The sequence below is a fragment of the Amycolatopsis sp. NPDC000009 genome (assembly GCF_055563465.1).
Genome location: NZ_JBVHDI010000009.1, coordinates 17,269 through 32,261, shown reverse-complemented (window position 1 = coordinate 32,261; position 14,993 = coordinate 17,269). Strand labels below are relative to the sequence as shown.

Genomic DNA, 14,993 nt, shown 5'->3' with positions numbered 1-14,993 from the left:
CATCAAGCCCCAGCCTGACGGCGGCGATAGGCCCGCTGCTGGCAAGCCCTGGAGCAGTAGTCCCGAGGCCTGCCCCGCCCGACCCCGTCCAGCTCCTTGCCACAGACGGCGCACTCGCCGGGCTCAGTTTCGTCACGCATTACCTCACGCTCCTGGCTTTCGACGAGCGCCTGCACGCCGTCGAGCGTGCGCTGCAGCCCGAACTCGAACGGATCGAGCGGCGCGTCCATCCCCCCGCCCTTCCACAGCCGCTCCAGGGCCGGATAGCCGTCCAGACGCTCGAACAGCGACTCACGCTCACTCCACCAGCGTTCATGGGACACACCTGTGCGCCGCTGGAGTTCCGCGGTCTCCCCCGCCTGACGCGCGACGGACTCCACGAATCCGCCGACGAGGTTCACGACCGCGATCACCTGCGCCGGCTTCAGACCGCTTCGGGACGCCACGTCCAGCGCGTGGTCGTATCCGGCCATGATGTTCGGCCCCGGCAGGCGACGGGTCCCGGCACTGTGGACCAGCCACGGGTGACGTCGATGCATCTCCCATGCCCGCCGCGCCCAGCGTTCGAGGCCCGCTCGCCAGCCGAGCCCTTCCGAAGGCTCCATCGGAAATCTGCCGTACACGGCGTCGCGCATGAGTTCGACCAGCTCCGCCTTGCCGGGCACGTACCGGTAGAGCGACATGGTCGTGGTGCCGAACCGTTCCGCGACCTTGCGCATCGACAGGGCGGCCAGCCCCTCCGCGTCCGCGACTTCGACGGCCGCCGCGACGATCCGGCCGAGACTCAACCCCGGCCGCTCCGGCTCGGGAGTTCCCCACAGCAGCTCGATCGCACGCTCCGGATCCGGCTGCGCGTCGTCTTCCGCCACCCGTCACTCCCTTGACGCTCGTCGCTCGTTCGTGTTTAGCTGATAAACCTCAGTATATCCCATAAACTACTCCACAGGAGCGCTTCAGCATGCCTGAGATCAGGTTCTTCGTGTCCCCCGAGGGTAGAGACGACTGGGCAGGCACCGCCGACCGGCCGTTCGCCACCCCGAAAGCCGCGCAGAAGGCCGTCCGCACCATCACCGCCGGAATGACCGGCGACGTCACCATCACCTTCGGCGCGGGTGTCCACCATCTCGAAGAACCGCTGACTTTCGACGACACACTGGGCGATTCCGGCTCGAACGGCTTCCGCGTCATCTACCAGGCCGACGGCTACGGAACACCGGATCAGGCGAAGGTCGAACTGAGCGGTGGCCGCGAAGTCACCGGCTGGACAACGGGCCGTGACGGCAGCTGGACGGCACCGATCGGAGACCTCGCCCCGCGGCGGCTCACCGTGGACGGCCGGCCCGCGGCACGAGCGGCCCGCACCGAGGGTCTCCCGGGGAACGTGACGAAAACAGCGACCGGTTACGTCACAGACAGCACGGAGCCGCAATCGTGGCCGGACCCGTCCGGTCTGGAGTTCGTCTATCCCGGCGTTTATCCGTGGTCCGAAGCCCGCCTCGCGGTCGCTTCGATCACCGGCGACACCACCTCGACCACCGTCACCATGGCTCAGCCCGCCTTCGACCACGCCAAATCCCTCTACGACTCCAAGTGGTACGGCGCGGGCGGAGACGGCACCTGGGACGGACTCGCCGCGCCTTCCGTGCTCGAGAACAACGTCGCCTTCCTGACCGAACCGGGAACCTTCGCCGTTGTCCGTACCGAACGCGACGGCCACGTCCTGCACTACCGCCCCCGCCCCGGCGAGGAGATCGGCAAGACCAGGGTCGTCGCCCCGATGCTCGAGTCGCTCGTCACCGGACGGGACGTGCACGATCTCGTACTGCGTGGCTTCACCTTCACCGACGCGACCTGGTCCGGCGTCGCCCGCACCGGCGGCTACCTGCACTACCACGGCAACGCCCGCTACGAGCGGGGCGAATTCCAGAAGATCGACCTCGGTGCGGACGTCGGTTATGTCCATGTGCCTGCCGAGCCGGTCCAATTGCCCGCCAACGTCAGCCTCACGTCGGCAAGCCGGGTCACCTTGGAGGGCAACCATTTCACCCGGCTCGGGGCGGGAGCGCTCCTGATCGAGGGCGGCACCGACGTCCGCGTCCGGGCGAACGTCTTCGACGAGATCTCCGGCAGTGGGATCGCCGTCCACGCCGGTACCCGGGTCTCCATCGAAGACAACCTCGTCCACCACATCGGCGCCGAGTACCACGGCTCCCCCGCCGTCCTCGTCGTCGAGTCCGAAGAGACCACCGTGGCCCACAACGAGATCCACGACGTCCCGCACAACGGCATCGTGATCACCGGCGGCGAAAAGGCCAAGGGCACCCAGGTGATCTCGAACCTCGTCGAACGCAGCATGGGGAAGCTGATGGACGGCGGCGGGATCTACCTGTCGGCCCCGCAGGGTTCGTCGTTCGCGGGCGGGGCACTGGTCCGGGGGAACGTGATCCGCGACGTCCTCACCTCGTACAACTTCGGGCTGTACGCCGACTACGGCGCGGCGTGGATCACCCTGCTCGGCAACATCGTCTGCCGGGCAGACACCCCGATCGTGCTCCAGGTGGGCCCGCCGATGGAGAACGTCGCCTTCGTCGGCAACTTCTGGGACGTCCTGCCCGACGGCTACGACGCCCCGCCCGAGACGGTGACCGTGGCCGGAAACACCCTGTTGCCGAAGGAGGGCTTCGACGAAGCCGTCCGAGCCCATCCCGCGGGCGCCGACATCCTCGCGCGAGCGGGGCGCCGCGGTCTGAAACGATGATCACCGCTCCTGCCGGGCGCCAGTCCGGCAGGAGCGGATCCGGCCGCGATTCCCGAGGAGACCACACGCCATGCCCACCACCCAGGCCACGGCAACCCCCGGGACCCGCCGGCACCTCGCGCGAATCGCGACCGAGGTACTCGCTCCCTGGGTCTGGGTGCTCGGTCTCCCGCTGGTCGTCGCCTGGAAGGTCACCGGCCACCACCTCGGCGAAACCGTGCTGTGGGGACTCATCGTCGGCGTCACCGGCTCGCTGATCCCGATGGCCGTGATCGTGCGCGGCGCCCGGAAAGGCAAGTGGGACAGCCACCACGTCACCGATCGCGCCGGACGGCTCGTCCCGTTCGCGGTCTGCATCGGCTCACTGGCCGCCGGATTCGCCATCCTGATCGCCGGTGGTGCGCCGCACGAGATGGTCGCGCTCGCGGCCGCCGAACTCGTCTGCCTGGTCGCCGCACTCGCGATCACCTTCGGGCTGGAGTTCAAGATCTCGATGCACGCGATGGTGGCCGCGGGCGCGGCCGTGATGCTCATCCGCGTTTACGGCCCCTGGCTCGCTCTCCTCTTCCTCGGCGTCGCATGGGTCTGCTGGTCCCGCGTCGAACTCGGCGATCACACCAAGGCCGAAGTCACGGCCGGGATGGCCGCCGGTGTCGTCCTCGGCGGGGGTGTTTACCTGTTCCTGGAAGCGGTTTTGGCCTGAGCCACGCCGTATAGGTCGTTATACATTCGGGTCGAGCCGCCGGATTCCTTCGAGGAGTTCGGCGATGTCGGCCGTGGCCGCGAAGCTCAGCCGGAGGAACGGCCCGGACGGCTCCGTGGCGAAGAACCTCTCCCCCGCCCCGACCACGACCCCTCTCTCCCTCGCCGCGCGAGCGAGAGCGTTCGCATCACTCCCCGCGGGCAGTCGCACCCACAGGTGCAGGCCACCCTCGGGGAGCCGCGCGATAGTCCACTCAGGACACTTCCCCGCCAGTGCCGAGGCCGCTTTCACGCACCGTTCCCGCAGCTCGGAACCGAGTCCCCGGACGTGACGCTCCCAGGACGGTGCGCTGAGCAGTTCGAGGGCGGCCTCCTGCAGTGGACGGGAGACGAAGAAGTCGTCGACCCGCCGGATCGCCTTCATCCGGTCGAGGACCGGCCCGCGCGCGATCAACGCGCCGATCCGGAGGCTCGGCGCGGCGGCCTTGGTCACCGACGTCAGATGGACGACCGTGCCGTCGCGGTCGTCGGTGATCAGCGGACGTGGTGCGGTCGCCCCATGGGAGAGGTACCGGGCGAAGTCGTCCTCCAGGACGAACGCGCCCGCCGCCCGCGCGACGTCCAGCACCCGCGTGCGCCGTTCGGCCGCGAGCACCGTCCCGGTCGGGTTGTGGAAGGTCGGCTGGCAGTAGAACAGCCGGGCTCCGGTCATCGCGAACGCCTCGGCCAGCAGGTCCGGGCGGACTCCGTCCTCGTCGATCGGGACGGGCACCGGACGGAGTCCCGCCGCTCGCGCGGCGGCGAGCGCACCCGGATAGGTCGGCGATTCGACGAGGACCGGGTCGCCTGGTGCCGCGATGGCACGGAACGCCATGGACAGCCCGCTCTGCCCGCCCGCGGTGATCAGGACGTCGTCCGGCGACGCACCGGCCGGCCCCGCGAACACCGACCTCAGCGCGATCAGACCGGAGGCGGGCGCGCGGTCCCAGGCGTCCGGGCGGCGGCCCGCCCGCGCCAACGCGGCACTCAGAAAGCGCGTCGCCTGCAGGGATCGGTGCGGATAGCCGCCGTCGAGAAGGATCGCGCCCTCTGGTGGCGGACCGAACGCGCCGGTGAGGGATCTGATGTCGACGCTGCGATCGGTCAGCGCGACCGTCTGCCACGCCGTGTCGAGCGGCTCGCCCGCCGTCGCAGTCTTCGTCGCGACGTACGTCCCGCTCCCGGGGCGGGTCACGACGGCGCCTTCCGCCGCCAGCAGGGCTATCGCGCGAGAGACCGTTCCCGGACCGACCCGATGACGCTCGATGAGCTCCCGGCTACTGGGCAACCTCTCCCCCGCGGCCGCCGTGCGGATCAGCGAACGGAGCTGGGTGACGAGCGCGGAAGTGCTACTATCCGACATGAAGCAACATGATAGTGCTACTGAAAATCCGGCGGAATCACTACTGGACGTCCCGGCCTTGCGAGCCGATACCCCGGGCAGCGAGAAGGTCGTCCACTTCAACAACGCGGGCTGCGGGCTCCTGGCGAAGCCGGTACTCGCAACGATGCTCGATCACCTGAACCTCGAAGCCGAGATCGGCGGTTACGAAGCCGCCGCCGCCCGTTCGACCGAGGTCGAGGGCTTCTACCGGGAAATCGCCGCGCTCATCAACGCGCGGCCCCGCAACATCGCCTTCGCGGCGAGCGCCACCCACGCCTACTCCACGGCGTTGTCGTCGATCCGGTTCGAACCCGGTGACGTCGTGCTCACCACTCGCAACGACTTCATCTCCAACCAGATCGCGTTCCTGTCGCTGCGGAAGCGCTTCGGGGTCGAGGTGGTGCACGCGCCGGACTCGCGGGAGGGCGGTGTCGACGTCGAAGCGATGGCGGCGCTGATGCGCGCGAGGAAGCCGAAGCTGGTCGCCGCCACGCATATTCCGACCAACTCGGGCCTCGTCCAGCCGGTCGCCGAGATCGGGCGGCACTGCCGGGAGCTCGGTCTGCTCTATCTGGTCGACGCCTGCCAGTCGATCGGCCAGTACCCCATCGACGTCCAGGAGATCGGCGCCGACCTGCTCACCTCGACCTGTCGCAAATTCCTGCGCGGGCCGCGCGGTTCAGGGTTCCTGTACGTCTCCGACCGGTTCCTCGAGGCCGGGCACGAGCCGTTGTTCATCGACATGCACGGAGCCCGCTGGAGCGCGCCCGGCGCGTACGAACCCGCGAAGTCCGCTTCCCGGTTCGAAGAATGGGAATTCCCGTACGCCACCGTGCTCGGCTGCGCCGCCGCCGCGAGGTACGCCCGCGAGGTCGGCCTGGAGGCGATCTCACGGCGCACCCCCGCGCTCGCGGCGAGACTGCGGGACGGGCTCGGCGCCATCCCGGGCGTCGAAGTGCTCGACCGGGGCCCGGAGCTGGGCGCGCTGGTGACGTTCTCCATCAAGGGCTGGCAAGCGGCGCCCTTCAAGGAGGCGATGGACGCCCGCCGGATCAACTCGGCGCTCAGCTACCGGGAGTTCGCACAGTTCGACTTCGGGGACAAGGACGTCGACTGGTGCCTGCGGCTGAGCCCGCACTACTACAACACCGAACGGGAAGTGGACGACGTGGCCGCGGCCGTCGCCGAACTGGCCGCCTGATCGCGGTTCCCCGCCTGGACACTGGGGGTGTCCGGGCGGGGAACCGTCAGGTGCTCAGGCGCCCGCGAGGCCTCGCCGCTTCAGGAGCGGCTCGATCTCCGGGTCGCGGCCGCGGAACGCGCGGAAGGCCGCCATCGGGTCGACGCTGCCGCCCCGTCCGAGGAGCTCACGACGGAAGTGGTCGCCGTTCTCCCTGGTGAGCCCGCCGTTCTCACGGAACCACTGGACGGTGTCGGCGTCGAGGACCTCACTCCAGATGTAGGAGTAGTACCCGGCGCTGTAACCGCCGCTGAAGATATGCGCGAAGTAGGTGGTGCGGTAACGCGGCGGCACGGCTTCCAGCGCGACACCGGCCTTGGTCAGCGCCTCGGTCTCGAACCGCTGGACGTCCTCGACGTTGTCCTCGGTGCCCAGCGCGTGCCACGCCTGGTCGAGGAGGGACGCCGCGAGGTACTCGGTGGTCGAAAAGCCTTCGCCGTACTGCTGCGAAGCCAGGAGTTTGTCGATCTGCTCCTGCGGCAGCGGCTCGCCGGTCACGTGGTGCTTGGCGTAGTTGGCCAGCACCTCGGGCCAGAGCATCCACATCTCGTTGACCTGCGAGGGATATTCGACGAAGTCACGCGGGACGTTGGTGCCCGAGAACATCGGGTACTCGACATCGGAAAGCAGCGAGTGCAGCGCGTGCCCGAACTCGTGGAACGCGGTGACGACCTCGTCGAAGGTCAGCAGGGTCGGCTCCCCCGCCGGCGGCTTGGCGACGTTGAGCACGTTCACCACGACCGTCTTGGTGCCCAGCAGCCTCGTCTGGTCGACGAAGTTGTTCATCCAGGCGCCGCCGCGCTTCGAGTCGCGGGCGTAGTAGTCGAGCAGGAACAGGCCGAGCTCCGCACCGTCGGCGTCGAAGACCTCGAAGATCCGGACCTCGGGGTGGTACTTGGGCAGGTCCTCCCGCTCGGTGAAGCTCAGGCCGTACAGCTTGGACGCGGCGAAGAAGACACCGTCGGTCAGCACCCGGTTCAGCTCGAAGTACGGGCGCAGCGCGGCGGTGTCGACCTCGAACCGGTCCTTGCGGACGCGCTCGGCGTAGAACGCCCAGTCCCACGGCCGCAGGATCGCGCCGGGGATGTCGGCCTCGAGGTACCGCCGCAGTTCTTCGGCCTCCGCCTTGGCGTTGGCGACCGCCACCGGCGCGAGCCGCTCCAGGAGACCGACCGCGGCCTCAGCGGTCTTCGCGGTCTCGTCCTCGATGACGTACGAGGCGTGGTCGGGGAAACCGAGCACGGCGGCCCGCTCGGCACGCAACCGGACCAGCTGGGCCACGACCTCGTTGTTGTCGAACTCGTTGCCCCGGTTGCCACGCGAGACCGACGCGGTGAAGATCCGCTCGCGCAGCGCGCGGTCTTCCAAGGAAGCCAGCGCGGCCTGCGCGGTCGGCAGGGTCAGCTTGAGGACGTACTTGCCCTCCACGCCCGCCGTTTCGGCGGCCGTCGCGATCTCGTCGTCGCCGAGACCAGCGAGTTGCGCGACGTCGTCGACGACCACGGCCAGTTCGTTGGTGTCCTTGAGCAGGTTCTGCTGGAACCGGGTCGACAACGTCGAGATCTGTTCGTTCAGCTCACGCAGGCGCTTCTGGTCGGCTTCGGGAAGACCGGCGCCGGCGCGGCGCACGTCGGTGTGGTGACGCTCCAGCAGGCGCAGCGACTCGGCGTCGAGGCCGAGTTCATCCCGGCGCTCGAACAGGGAGTTGATCCTGGCGAACAGCGCCGGGTTCAGGTTGATGGCGTCGGCGTGCGCGGCCAGCCGCGGCGCCATCTCGGCCTGCACGCGCTGGATCTCGTCGTTCGCGTTCGACCCGGCGAGATTGAAGAACACGCTGGAGACCCGCGACAGCAGCCTGCCGGACTTCTCGAGCGCGACGATGGTGTTCTCGAAGGTCGGCGGCTCGGCCGAACCGGCGATCTCCTCGATTTCCGCGGCGTGCTCGGCCAGGCCCGCTTCGAAGGCGGGAAGGAAGTGCTCGTCGGCGATCCGATCGAACGGCGGAAGGGCGTAGGGCAGCTCACTCGGCGCGGCGAACGGGTTGTCCTGCGAAATCATCGGTGTTGCTCCCGGGTCGTCGAATCTGCTGGTCTGGCCACCTTACGGGCAGCGAGGGGCCGGTGGATGCCGTCCGTGGCGTGACACCACCGACGGGGAGTGGTCACGCTCCGGTGGTACCGCCCACCACCGCGTCGGAGCTGCGTTTTCCCTTGCCGCGCTTGGCTTTGGCCGGGGGTTCGGGTGGGGCGATACCGGCCAGGTCGCCGCCGTTGTCGTTGACGCGCAACACGAACGGACGAGTCTCGGTGTACCGGACGACCGAAACCGACGCCGGATCGACCACGATCCGCTGGAAGGAATCGAGATGCTGGCCGAGCGCGTCGGCGAGGATCGCCTTGATCACATCGCCATGGCTGCATAAGAGCCACACCGCGTTCTCGCCGTGCTTCGCGGTGATCCTCGCGTCGTGCGCGCGAACGGCGGCGACCGCCCGCGCCTGCATCTCGGCGAGCCCTTCCCCGCCGGGGAAGACCGCGGCCGAGGGATGCGCCTGCACGACGCGCCACAGCGGTTCCTTGAACAGATCCTTGAGCGCGCGCCCGGTCCATTCGCCGTAGTCCACTTCGGACAAACCGGGCTCTTTGAGCTTGTCCAGACCGCGTGCCTCGGCCAGCTTCGCGACCGTCTGGCGGCAGCGGAGCATCGGCGAGACCACCAGCTCGGCGAGCGGGACCGGCGCCAGCCGGTCGACGAGCGCGGCCGCCTGCGCCCGGCCGGTGTCGTCCAGGCCGACCTTGGGCGTGCGCCCGGCCAGGACGCCCGAACCGTTCGCCGTGGACTTGCCGTGGCGCAGAAGGATCACAGTACTCACGTGGCCCACCCTACGTGTCGTGCTTTGCCCACTCCCGCGTTTCGTCCTCTGGGTGCGGTACTTGCGCGTGCAAGGACCGCACCCAGAGGACTAAATGGATGGGGTTTTACAGATGCGGGCCCGCGCCGGGGTCCAGGACACCGGCGAAGATCAGCACGAACAGCAGGACGCCGAGCACGAGCCGGTAGATCACGAACGGCACGAAGCTCTTGGTCTTGATGTAGGACATCAGCCAGGCGATGACGGCGTACCCGACGCCGAACGCGACCAGCGTCGCCAGGATCGTCGGGCCCCACTGCGCCGGGGCGCCGTCCTTGCCGATGTCGGTCAGCTTGTACAGGCCGGAACCGAACACCGCGGGCACAGCCAGCAAGAACGAGTACTCGGCCGCCTGCGCGCGGGTGTAGCCGAGCAACAGCCCGGCGCTGGTGGTGCCACCGGAGCGCGAGACACCCGGGATCAGCGCCAGCGCCTGCGCGAACCCGAACCCGAGGCCGTGCGGCACGGTCAGGTGGTCGAGGGAGCGCTGCTGCTTCCCGATGCGGTCGGCCACCAGGAGGATCAGGCCGAACACGATCAGCGTGGTCGCGGTGATCCGCAGGTCACGGAAGCTTTCGTCGATGGCGTCCTGCAACAGCAGGCCCAGCACCACGATCGGCAGCGAGCCGACGATGATCAGCCAGCCGAGCCGGGCGTCGGGGTCATGGCGCCAGTCCTTCTTGTAGATCGAGAAGAACCACGCGCGGAGGATCCTCCCGATCTTGGCCGAGAAGTACAGGATGACCGCGAGTTCGGTGCCGATCTGGGTCACCGCGGTGAACGCTGCGCCCGGGTCGTCCCAGCCGGCGAGCGCCGCGGTGATCCGCAGGTGCGCGCTGGACGAGATCGGCAGGAACTCGGTGAGGCCCTGGACGAGCCCCAGGACCAGTGCTTCGAACCATCCCATCAGGCGACACCGGCCGATTCGATCGCTTCGGCGGCGACTTCGAGGGCGTGTGCGGAACCCTCGGGATCGGGCATGGCGGGCGCGACGGTCAGCGTCGTGACGCCGGACTCCGCGAAGGCCTGCATCCGTTCGGCGATGCGCTCCTTCGGGCCCAGCAGCGACGTCGCGTCGATGAACTCGAGCGGGACGGCCTTCATGGCACCCTCGTAGTCCCTGCCCAGGTACTTCTGCTGGACGTCGGCGGCTTCGCGCTCGAAGCCCATCCGGCAGGCGAGCTGGTTGTAGAAGTTCTTCTCCCGGCTGCCCATCCCACCGATGTACAGCGCCGCGTACCCGCGGACCGCGTCGGCGCAGGCCTTCCAGTCGTCACCGACCACGAGGGGGACGGTGGGGACGACGTCGAAGCCGTCGAGGGTGCGCCCGGCCTTGTCCGCGCCGGCCTGGATCAGTTTCAGCTGCTCACCGGCGTGTTCGGGCGAGTAGAACACCGGCAGCCAGCCGTTCGCGATCTCGCCGGTCAGTTCGAGGTTCTTCGGGCCGATGGCGGCCAGATACACGGGGATCTCGTCGCGTACGGGGTGCACGGTCAGGGTCAGCGCCTTGCCGGGCCCGCCGGGCAGGGGCAGCTGGAAGTGGTCACCGTCGAACCGGACCCGCTCGCGGCTCAGCGCCTTGCGGACGATCTCGACGTATTCGCGGGTGCGGCCCAGCGGGGACGCGAACTTCACGCCGTGCCAGCCTTCGGAGACCTGCGGGCCGGAAACCCCCAGGCCGAGCCGGAACCGGCCGCCCGAAAGCGTGTCCAGGGTCGCGGCGGTCATCGCGGTCATCGCCGGTGTCCGCGCGGGGATCTGGAGCACCGCGCTGCCCACGTCGATCCGTGAGGTCTGCGCCGCCACCCACGAGAGCACTGTCGGCGCGTCCGACCCGTAGGCCTCCGCGGCCCAGACGACCGCGTAGTCCAGTTCGTCCGCCTTCTTCGCCAATGCCAGGTTGGCCGCGTCGTTCCCCGCGCCCCAATAGCCCAAGTTCAGTCCGAGTCGCACGGCGTGAATGTATCCACCGGAGAGTCACTCCTCCGTTCAGGGTGTTGACACGCCGATGACCCGCACGGTGGTACTCGATCACGACACGCTCACCTGCTCCGCCTCTCGCACTTGCCTTCCGGCTAGGCTCGCCCGTCGTGGAAAAGCGACAGCTCGGCCGGTCGGGACTTCGGGTCTCGCGGATGGCCCTCGGGACCATGACGTGGGGTGGCGACACCGACTCGGAGGAGGCGGCCAGCCAGCTGGTCGCGTTCGTCGACGCCGGGGGCACCCTGGTGGACACCGCCGACATCTACGGCGAGGGCGAGAGCGAACGCGTCCTCGGGGCGCTGCTCGGCGACCTCGTTCCCCGGGACGACATCGTGCTCGCGACCAAGGCCGTGGCCCGCCGCACTGACGGTCCGTTCGGCGGCGGCGCCTCGCGCGGCGCCCTCCTGAGCGCGCTCGACGGCTCGCTCCGGCGGCTCGGCACCGATCACATCGACCTGTGGCAGCTGCACGCCTGGGACACCACCGTGCCGGTCGACGAGACGCTCGCCGCCCTCGAATACGCCGTGACCAGCGGGAAGGTCCGCTACGTCGGTGTCTCCAACTACTCGGGCTGGCAGCTGGCGACCGCCGCGGCCCGCAGTTCCGCCGCGGCTCCGCTGGTTTCGACGCAGGTCGAGTACTCGTTGCTGGAGCGCGGCGTCGATCGCGAAGTCGTCCCGGCCGCCGAGCACCACGGCATCGGGCTCCTGCCGTGGGCACCGCTCGGCCGGGGCGTGCTCACCGGCAAGTACCGCACCGGGACCCCCGCCGATTCGCGCGGCGCTTCGAGTGTCTTCGCCGGCTATGTCGAACATCACCGGACCGATCGCGCGGCCCGGATCGTGCAGGCGGTCGCGACGGCCGCGGACGGCCTCGGGACCTCGCCGCTGGCCGTCGCGCTGGCCTGGGTCCGTGACCGGCCCGGAGTGGTCGCGCCCGTGGTCGGAGCCCGTGACACCGGTCAGCTGACCGGTTCGCTCACGGCCGAGGAGATCACCCTCCCGCCCGCCATCCGTTCGGCGCTCGACGACGTCAGCGCGATCGAGGTCGGATACCCGGAACGCGGCCTCTGAGCCGTCTCGAATACTGGATTAGGTGACTGTTGGGTGACGCGGACGTGACGTGGCGGAGTTCCTGGAGGATGCTGGACAGGTCCGTACGACGAGTAGCAGGTGGAGGCACCAAGGTGGGTCGGCTGTCCGCCGTTTCCCGGATCGCGATCCCGCTCGCCGGTGTCCTGGTGCTCTCGTCCTGCAGTACGGACGACACGCCGAACGACACCTTGCAGATCGTGCAGAACCCCGTCGCGGCGACCGCGGCGGTCTCCCCCGCTGTGAGCGTCAAGCCCGTGGGGTCGGTGTTCGCGGTGCCTGGCGTGAAGGCGCTGGTGACCGACGAGGCGAGCAAGACGCTGGTCGTCGCGGTTTCGGAGCCGCCTTCGCTGCGGATCTACGATCTCGCGGCACTGGACGCACCGAAGACGACTGTGGCCTTGCCGGGCCCCGCCGAGCGGCTCACCGTCTCCGGGTCCCAGGTGCTCGCCAGCGTCCCCGGCAAGAGCCTGCTGGCGAAGGTCTCCCTGCCCGGCGGCGCGCTGGAGACCGTCCCCGTCGCGGGACAGCCGTCGGCCGGTCTCGCCGACGGCGACGCGACGCTGGTCTCGGTGCGGGACCGCAAGGCCGTCGAGGTGCTGTCGAAGAACGCGGCACCGAAGACCATCACCGGCCAGATCTACAGCGCCGACGACGTGCTGAACACCGGTGACGGCGTGGTCGTGCTCGACAAGCTCCGCACCGCCCTGTTCGCCGTCGACCTCGACGAGGGCAAGATCGGCGAGGGCCTGCGGGCGGGCGACGGCGCGGCCAACGCCGTCACCGACGATCTCGGCCGCGTCTTCGTCACCGACGCGCGGGCGGGCGCCCTGCTGGCGTTCTCCACGACGCCGTTGCTGCTGCGCCAGCGCTATCCCGTTCCCGGCGGGGCGTACGGCATCGCCTACGACCGCACCCGTGGCCTCGCCTGGGTCACGCTCACCGAACGCAACGAGGTCGTCGGTTTCGACGTCCGCGGCGGAGAACCGATCGAGAAGCACCGGTTCCCCACCGTGCGGCAGCCAGATTCGGTCACCGTCGACGAGCAGAGCGGCCGCGTGGTCGTCGGCTCGGCCATCGGAGAAGGGATCCAGGTGATCACGCCATGACAGTGGTGGACGAGGCGGTGGTCGAAGGGGATTGGGAGTACCGGCGGTTGCAGCTTCCGCCCGGTGTTTCCCGGCGGGCGGCGGCGACGCAGCTGTCGATCCACGCCGAGTTCGCCGGTTGGGAGCTGTCGACCGTCCGGCTCTACTCCGATGGGACGCGAAGGGTGTGGTTGCGCCGCAAGCGCACCGCCACACCGCTGCCCGGCCTCATCACCTGAGCTGAAGGACGCTGTTGGCCAGACCCTCACGCGAAATGTCCACAAGGGACACTTCGTATCGATTGGGCGCCCGATATATGTGGTCGTGAGTGGCAAAGACGGTTAGAACGATCATTACCACTCATGAGCCCCGGGCAAAGCGCTCTGGGCATCGTGCGAAGCGGTGAAAGGCCCCTTCAGCCCTTGAACACCCGGCCGAGCCACTCGGCCCAGAGCGCGTCCTGTTCCGCGGAGTCGACGTGGCCGAACAGGTGATGCATCGCGCACATCGGCCCGCCGAAGCCGCGGACGAACCTCAGTAACGCGTCCGCGGTGCGGATCCCGACCGTCTGCGCGTTCGCGAAATAGACCTCGCCGTCCACAGTGGACACCGGCCCGATGGACAGCCGGACCCGGTCCCCCGTCTCCGGTCGCCCGGCGAGACCGAGCTCCCGCCCCAGCGTCAGCCACGCGCTGTCCCAGTCTCCGATCATCGGCCCGAACACCGTCACCGGAAGGGCCTTCCGGCCGGCGAAACGGTTGAGGTACTCGACCAGGGTGCGGAGGAACAGCTGACCGCCCGCGGTCATCGCCTCGAACTCGTCTTCCCAGTCGTCGCCGGGCAGGAAACCGCTCGTCACGGTCCGCAGCACGGTGCTGCCGCCGGAGCGGCCCTCGATGAGGAACTCGTAGGCGACGAAACGTCCGTCCGGCGCGGGTTCCGTGCCATAGACGAGCCGTTCCAGCGGGTCCCACGACGTGATCGCCGAGGTGGGTTCGAAGCCGCCGAAAGCGGTTTTCACCGTTCCTCCGACGCCTCCGTCGACCTCGTTGCGGCCCATGAACCAGGAGGTGATCCCCGGCCCGGTCGCGATGGCGTCCCAAACCTGTTCCGGTGTCGCGTCGACCTCGACCCGGTCGGTGATCTCGAATTCGTGGCCCATTCAGCGCTCCTCGGGCTCGGTGCGGACGCTCGGGTGGACGGCGACGACGATCCGGTGGTCGCGGCCCTGTTCGGCGCCTTCGTCGTGGTACTTGCTCACCAGGTTCGTGATCGCGACGGTCAGCTCTTCGGCGAAGGCGGCCCGGTCCGCGGCGGAGGAGAACCGCACCTCGCCGTCGATCGCGAAGGTCGCGACCCGTTTGCGAGCCTTGGTCGCTCCGGTGATCAGCAGGCCGACGTCGCGCACCAGCCTGCCCGCCACGGCGAGCAGCCAGCGTGCGGACAGGCGGTCCGGCGACTGGGCCGGATCGGGTTGCACGGCCGAGAGCGCCGTCGGCGAGATGACGTACGACGACGCCGTCGCACGCATCATGCGCTCGGTGACGTTGCCCTTCCGCCGCTCCTCGACGAGCTCGACCAGTCCGTGCTTTTCGAGCGCGCGAAGGTGGTAGTTCACCTTCTGTCTCGGCAGATCGACCCGCGCGGCCAGCATCGTGGCCGACGCCGGCTCGGCGAGTTCGGCGAGCAGCCTGGCCCGGACCGGATCCAGCGACACTTCGGCCGCTTCCGCGTCCTCGATCACCGCAACGGAGAACATGCCGGAACGGTGTCACCGAAAATAGATTTTGTCAAGAC

14 protein-coding genes are annotated in these 14,993 nt (G+C 69.1%); 6 read left to right on the top strand and 8 right to left on the bottom strand.

Going from position 1 to position 14,993, the window contains the following annotated elements; translation table 11 throughout:
* Positions 1-2: 2 nt before the first annotated feature.
* A complete protein-coding gene (locus ACZ3HL_RS23690) occupies positions 3-869 on the bottom strand; it encodes a TetR/AcrR family transcriptional regulator (RefSeq protein ID WP_465533717.1) in 867 nt (288 codons plus the stop codon).
* An 89-nt stretch (positions 870-958) separates the two neighbouring features.
* Between ACZ3HL_RS23690 and ACZ3HL_RS23685 the strand changes: the two genes are divergently transcribed.
* Together ACZ3HL_RS23685 and ACZ3HL_RS23680 are read left to right on the top strand one after the other, a co-directional pair.
* On the top strand, positions 959-2,758 hold the full coding sequence (locus tag ACZ3HL_RS23685) for a right-handed parallel beta-helix repeat-containing protein (RefSeq protein ID WP_465533715.1): 1,800 nt from the start codon (positions 959-961) through the stop codon (positions 2,756-2,758).
* Between the two features lie 70 nt (positions 2,759-2,828).
* Complete coding sequence (locus ACZ3HL_RS23680) at positions 2,829-3,461, top strand: hypothetical protein (protein ID WP_465533713.1); 633 nt, start codon at positions 2,829-2,831, stop codon at positions 3,459-3,461.
* Between the two features lie 18 nt (positions 3,462-3,479).
* On the opposite strand, the gene ACZ3HL_RS23675 is transcribed toward ACZ3HL_RS23680, so the two are convergent.
* Positions 3,480-4,862, bottom strand: coding sequence for an aminotransferase-like domain-containing protein (locus ACZ3HL_RS23675; protein WP_465533711.1), 1,383 nt, complete (start codon positions 4,860-4,862; stop codon positions 3,480-3,482).
* Here ACZ3HL_RS23675 and ACZ3HL_RS23670 point away from each other — a divergent pair.
* Complete coding sequence (locus ACZ3HL_RS23670) at positions 4,861-6,084, top strand: aminotransferase class V-fold PLP-dependent enzyme (protein ID WP_465533709.1); 1,224 nt, start codon at positions 4,861-4,863, stop codon at positions 6,082-6,084. The two genes, ACZ3HL_RS23675 and ACZ3HL_RS23670, sit on opposite strands and share 2 nt — an antisense overlap.
* A gap of 54 nt (positions 6,085-6,138) precedes the next feature.
* Here ACZ3HL_RS23670 and ACZ3HL_RS23665 read toward each other — a convergent pair whose 3' ends face one another.
* The 4 genes from ACZ3HL_RS23665 to ACZ3HL_RS23650 form a co-directional block, all read right to left on the bottom strand.
* Positions 6,139-8,181: a M3 family metallopeptidase gene (locus tag ACZ3HL_RS23665; RefSeq protein WP_465533707.1), complete on the bottom strand. Its 2,043-nt coding sequence runs from the start codon at positions 8,179-8,181 to the stop codon at positions 6,139-6,141.
* Between the two features lie 103 nt (positions 8,182-8,284).
* Complete coding sequence (locus ACZ3HL_RS23660; RefSeq protein WP_465411384.1) at positions 8,285-8,995, bottom strand: histidine phosphatase family protein; 711 nt, start codon at positions 8,993-8,995, stop codon at positions 8,285-8,287.
* A gap of 106 nt (positions 8,996-9,101) precedes the next feature.
* A complete protein-coding gene (locus tag ACZ3HL_RS23655; protein WP_465411385.1) occupies positions 9,102-9,941 on the bottom strand; it encodes an undecaprenyl-diphosphate phosphatase in 840 nt (279 codons plus the stop codon).
* Positions 9,941-10,987 carry an LLM class F420-dependent oxidoreductase gene (locus tag ACZ3HL_RS23650; RefSeq protein WP_465533705.1) on the bottom strand — a complete coding sequence of 349 codons (1,047 nt, stop codon included), beginning with the start codon at positions 10,985-10,987 and terminating at the stop codon, positions 9,941-9,943. Before ACZ3HL_RS23650 ends, ACZ3HL_RS23655 begins: the two co-directional genes overlap by 1 nt.
* 137 nt (positions 10,988-11,124) lie before the next feature.
* Between ACZ3HL_RS23650 and ACZ3HL_RS23645 the strand changes: the two genes are divergently transcribed.
* From ACZ3HL_RS23645 to ACZ3HL_RS23635, 3 genes are all read left to right on the top strand, one after another.
* Complete coding sequence (locus ACZ3HL_RS23645) at positions 11,125-12,090, top strand: aldo/keto reductase (protein WP_465411388.1); 966 nt, start codon at positions 11,125-11,127, stop codon at positions 12,088-12,090.
* A 113-nt stretch (positions 12,091-12,203) separates the two neighbouring features.
* Positions 12,204-13,217, top strand: a complete 1,014-nt coding sequence (locus tag ACZ3HL_RS23640) for a YncE family protein (protein ID WP_465533703.1) — start codon at positions 12,204-12,206, stop codon at positions 13,215-13,217.
* A complete protein-coding gene (locus ACZ3HL_RS23635) occupies positions 13,214-13,435 on the top strand; it encodes a DUF5703 family protein (RefSeq protein ID WP_016334446.1) in 222 nt (73 codons plus the stop codon). Before ACZ3HL_RS23640 ends, ACZ3HL_RS23635 begins: the two co-directional genes overlap by 4 nt.
* A 176-nt stretch (positions 13,436-13,611) precedes the next feature.
* Here ACZ3HL_RS23635 and ACZ3HL_RS23630 read toward each other — a convergent pair whose 3' ends face one another.
* Positions 13,612-14,358 (bottom strand): SRPBCC family protein, encoded by a 747-nt coding sequence (locus ACZ3HL_RS23630; RefSeq protein WP_465533701.1) that lies wholly within the window; start codon positions 14,356-14,358, stop codon positions 13,612-13,614.
* Entirely contained in the window at positions 14,359-14,955 is a 597-nt protein-coding gene (locus tag ACZ3HL_RS23625) for a winged helix-turn-helix domain-containing protein (RefSeq protein WP_007029600.1), read from the bottom strand.
* Positions 14,956-14,993 lie beyond the last annotated feature (38 nt).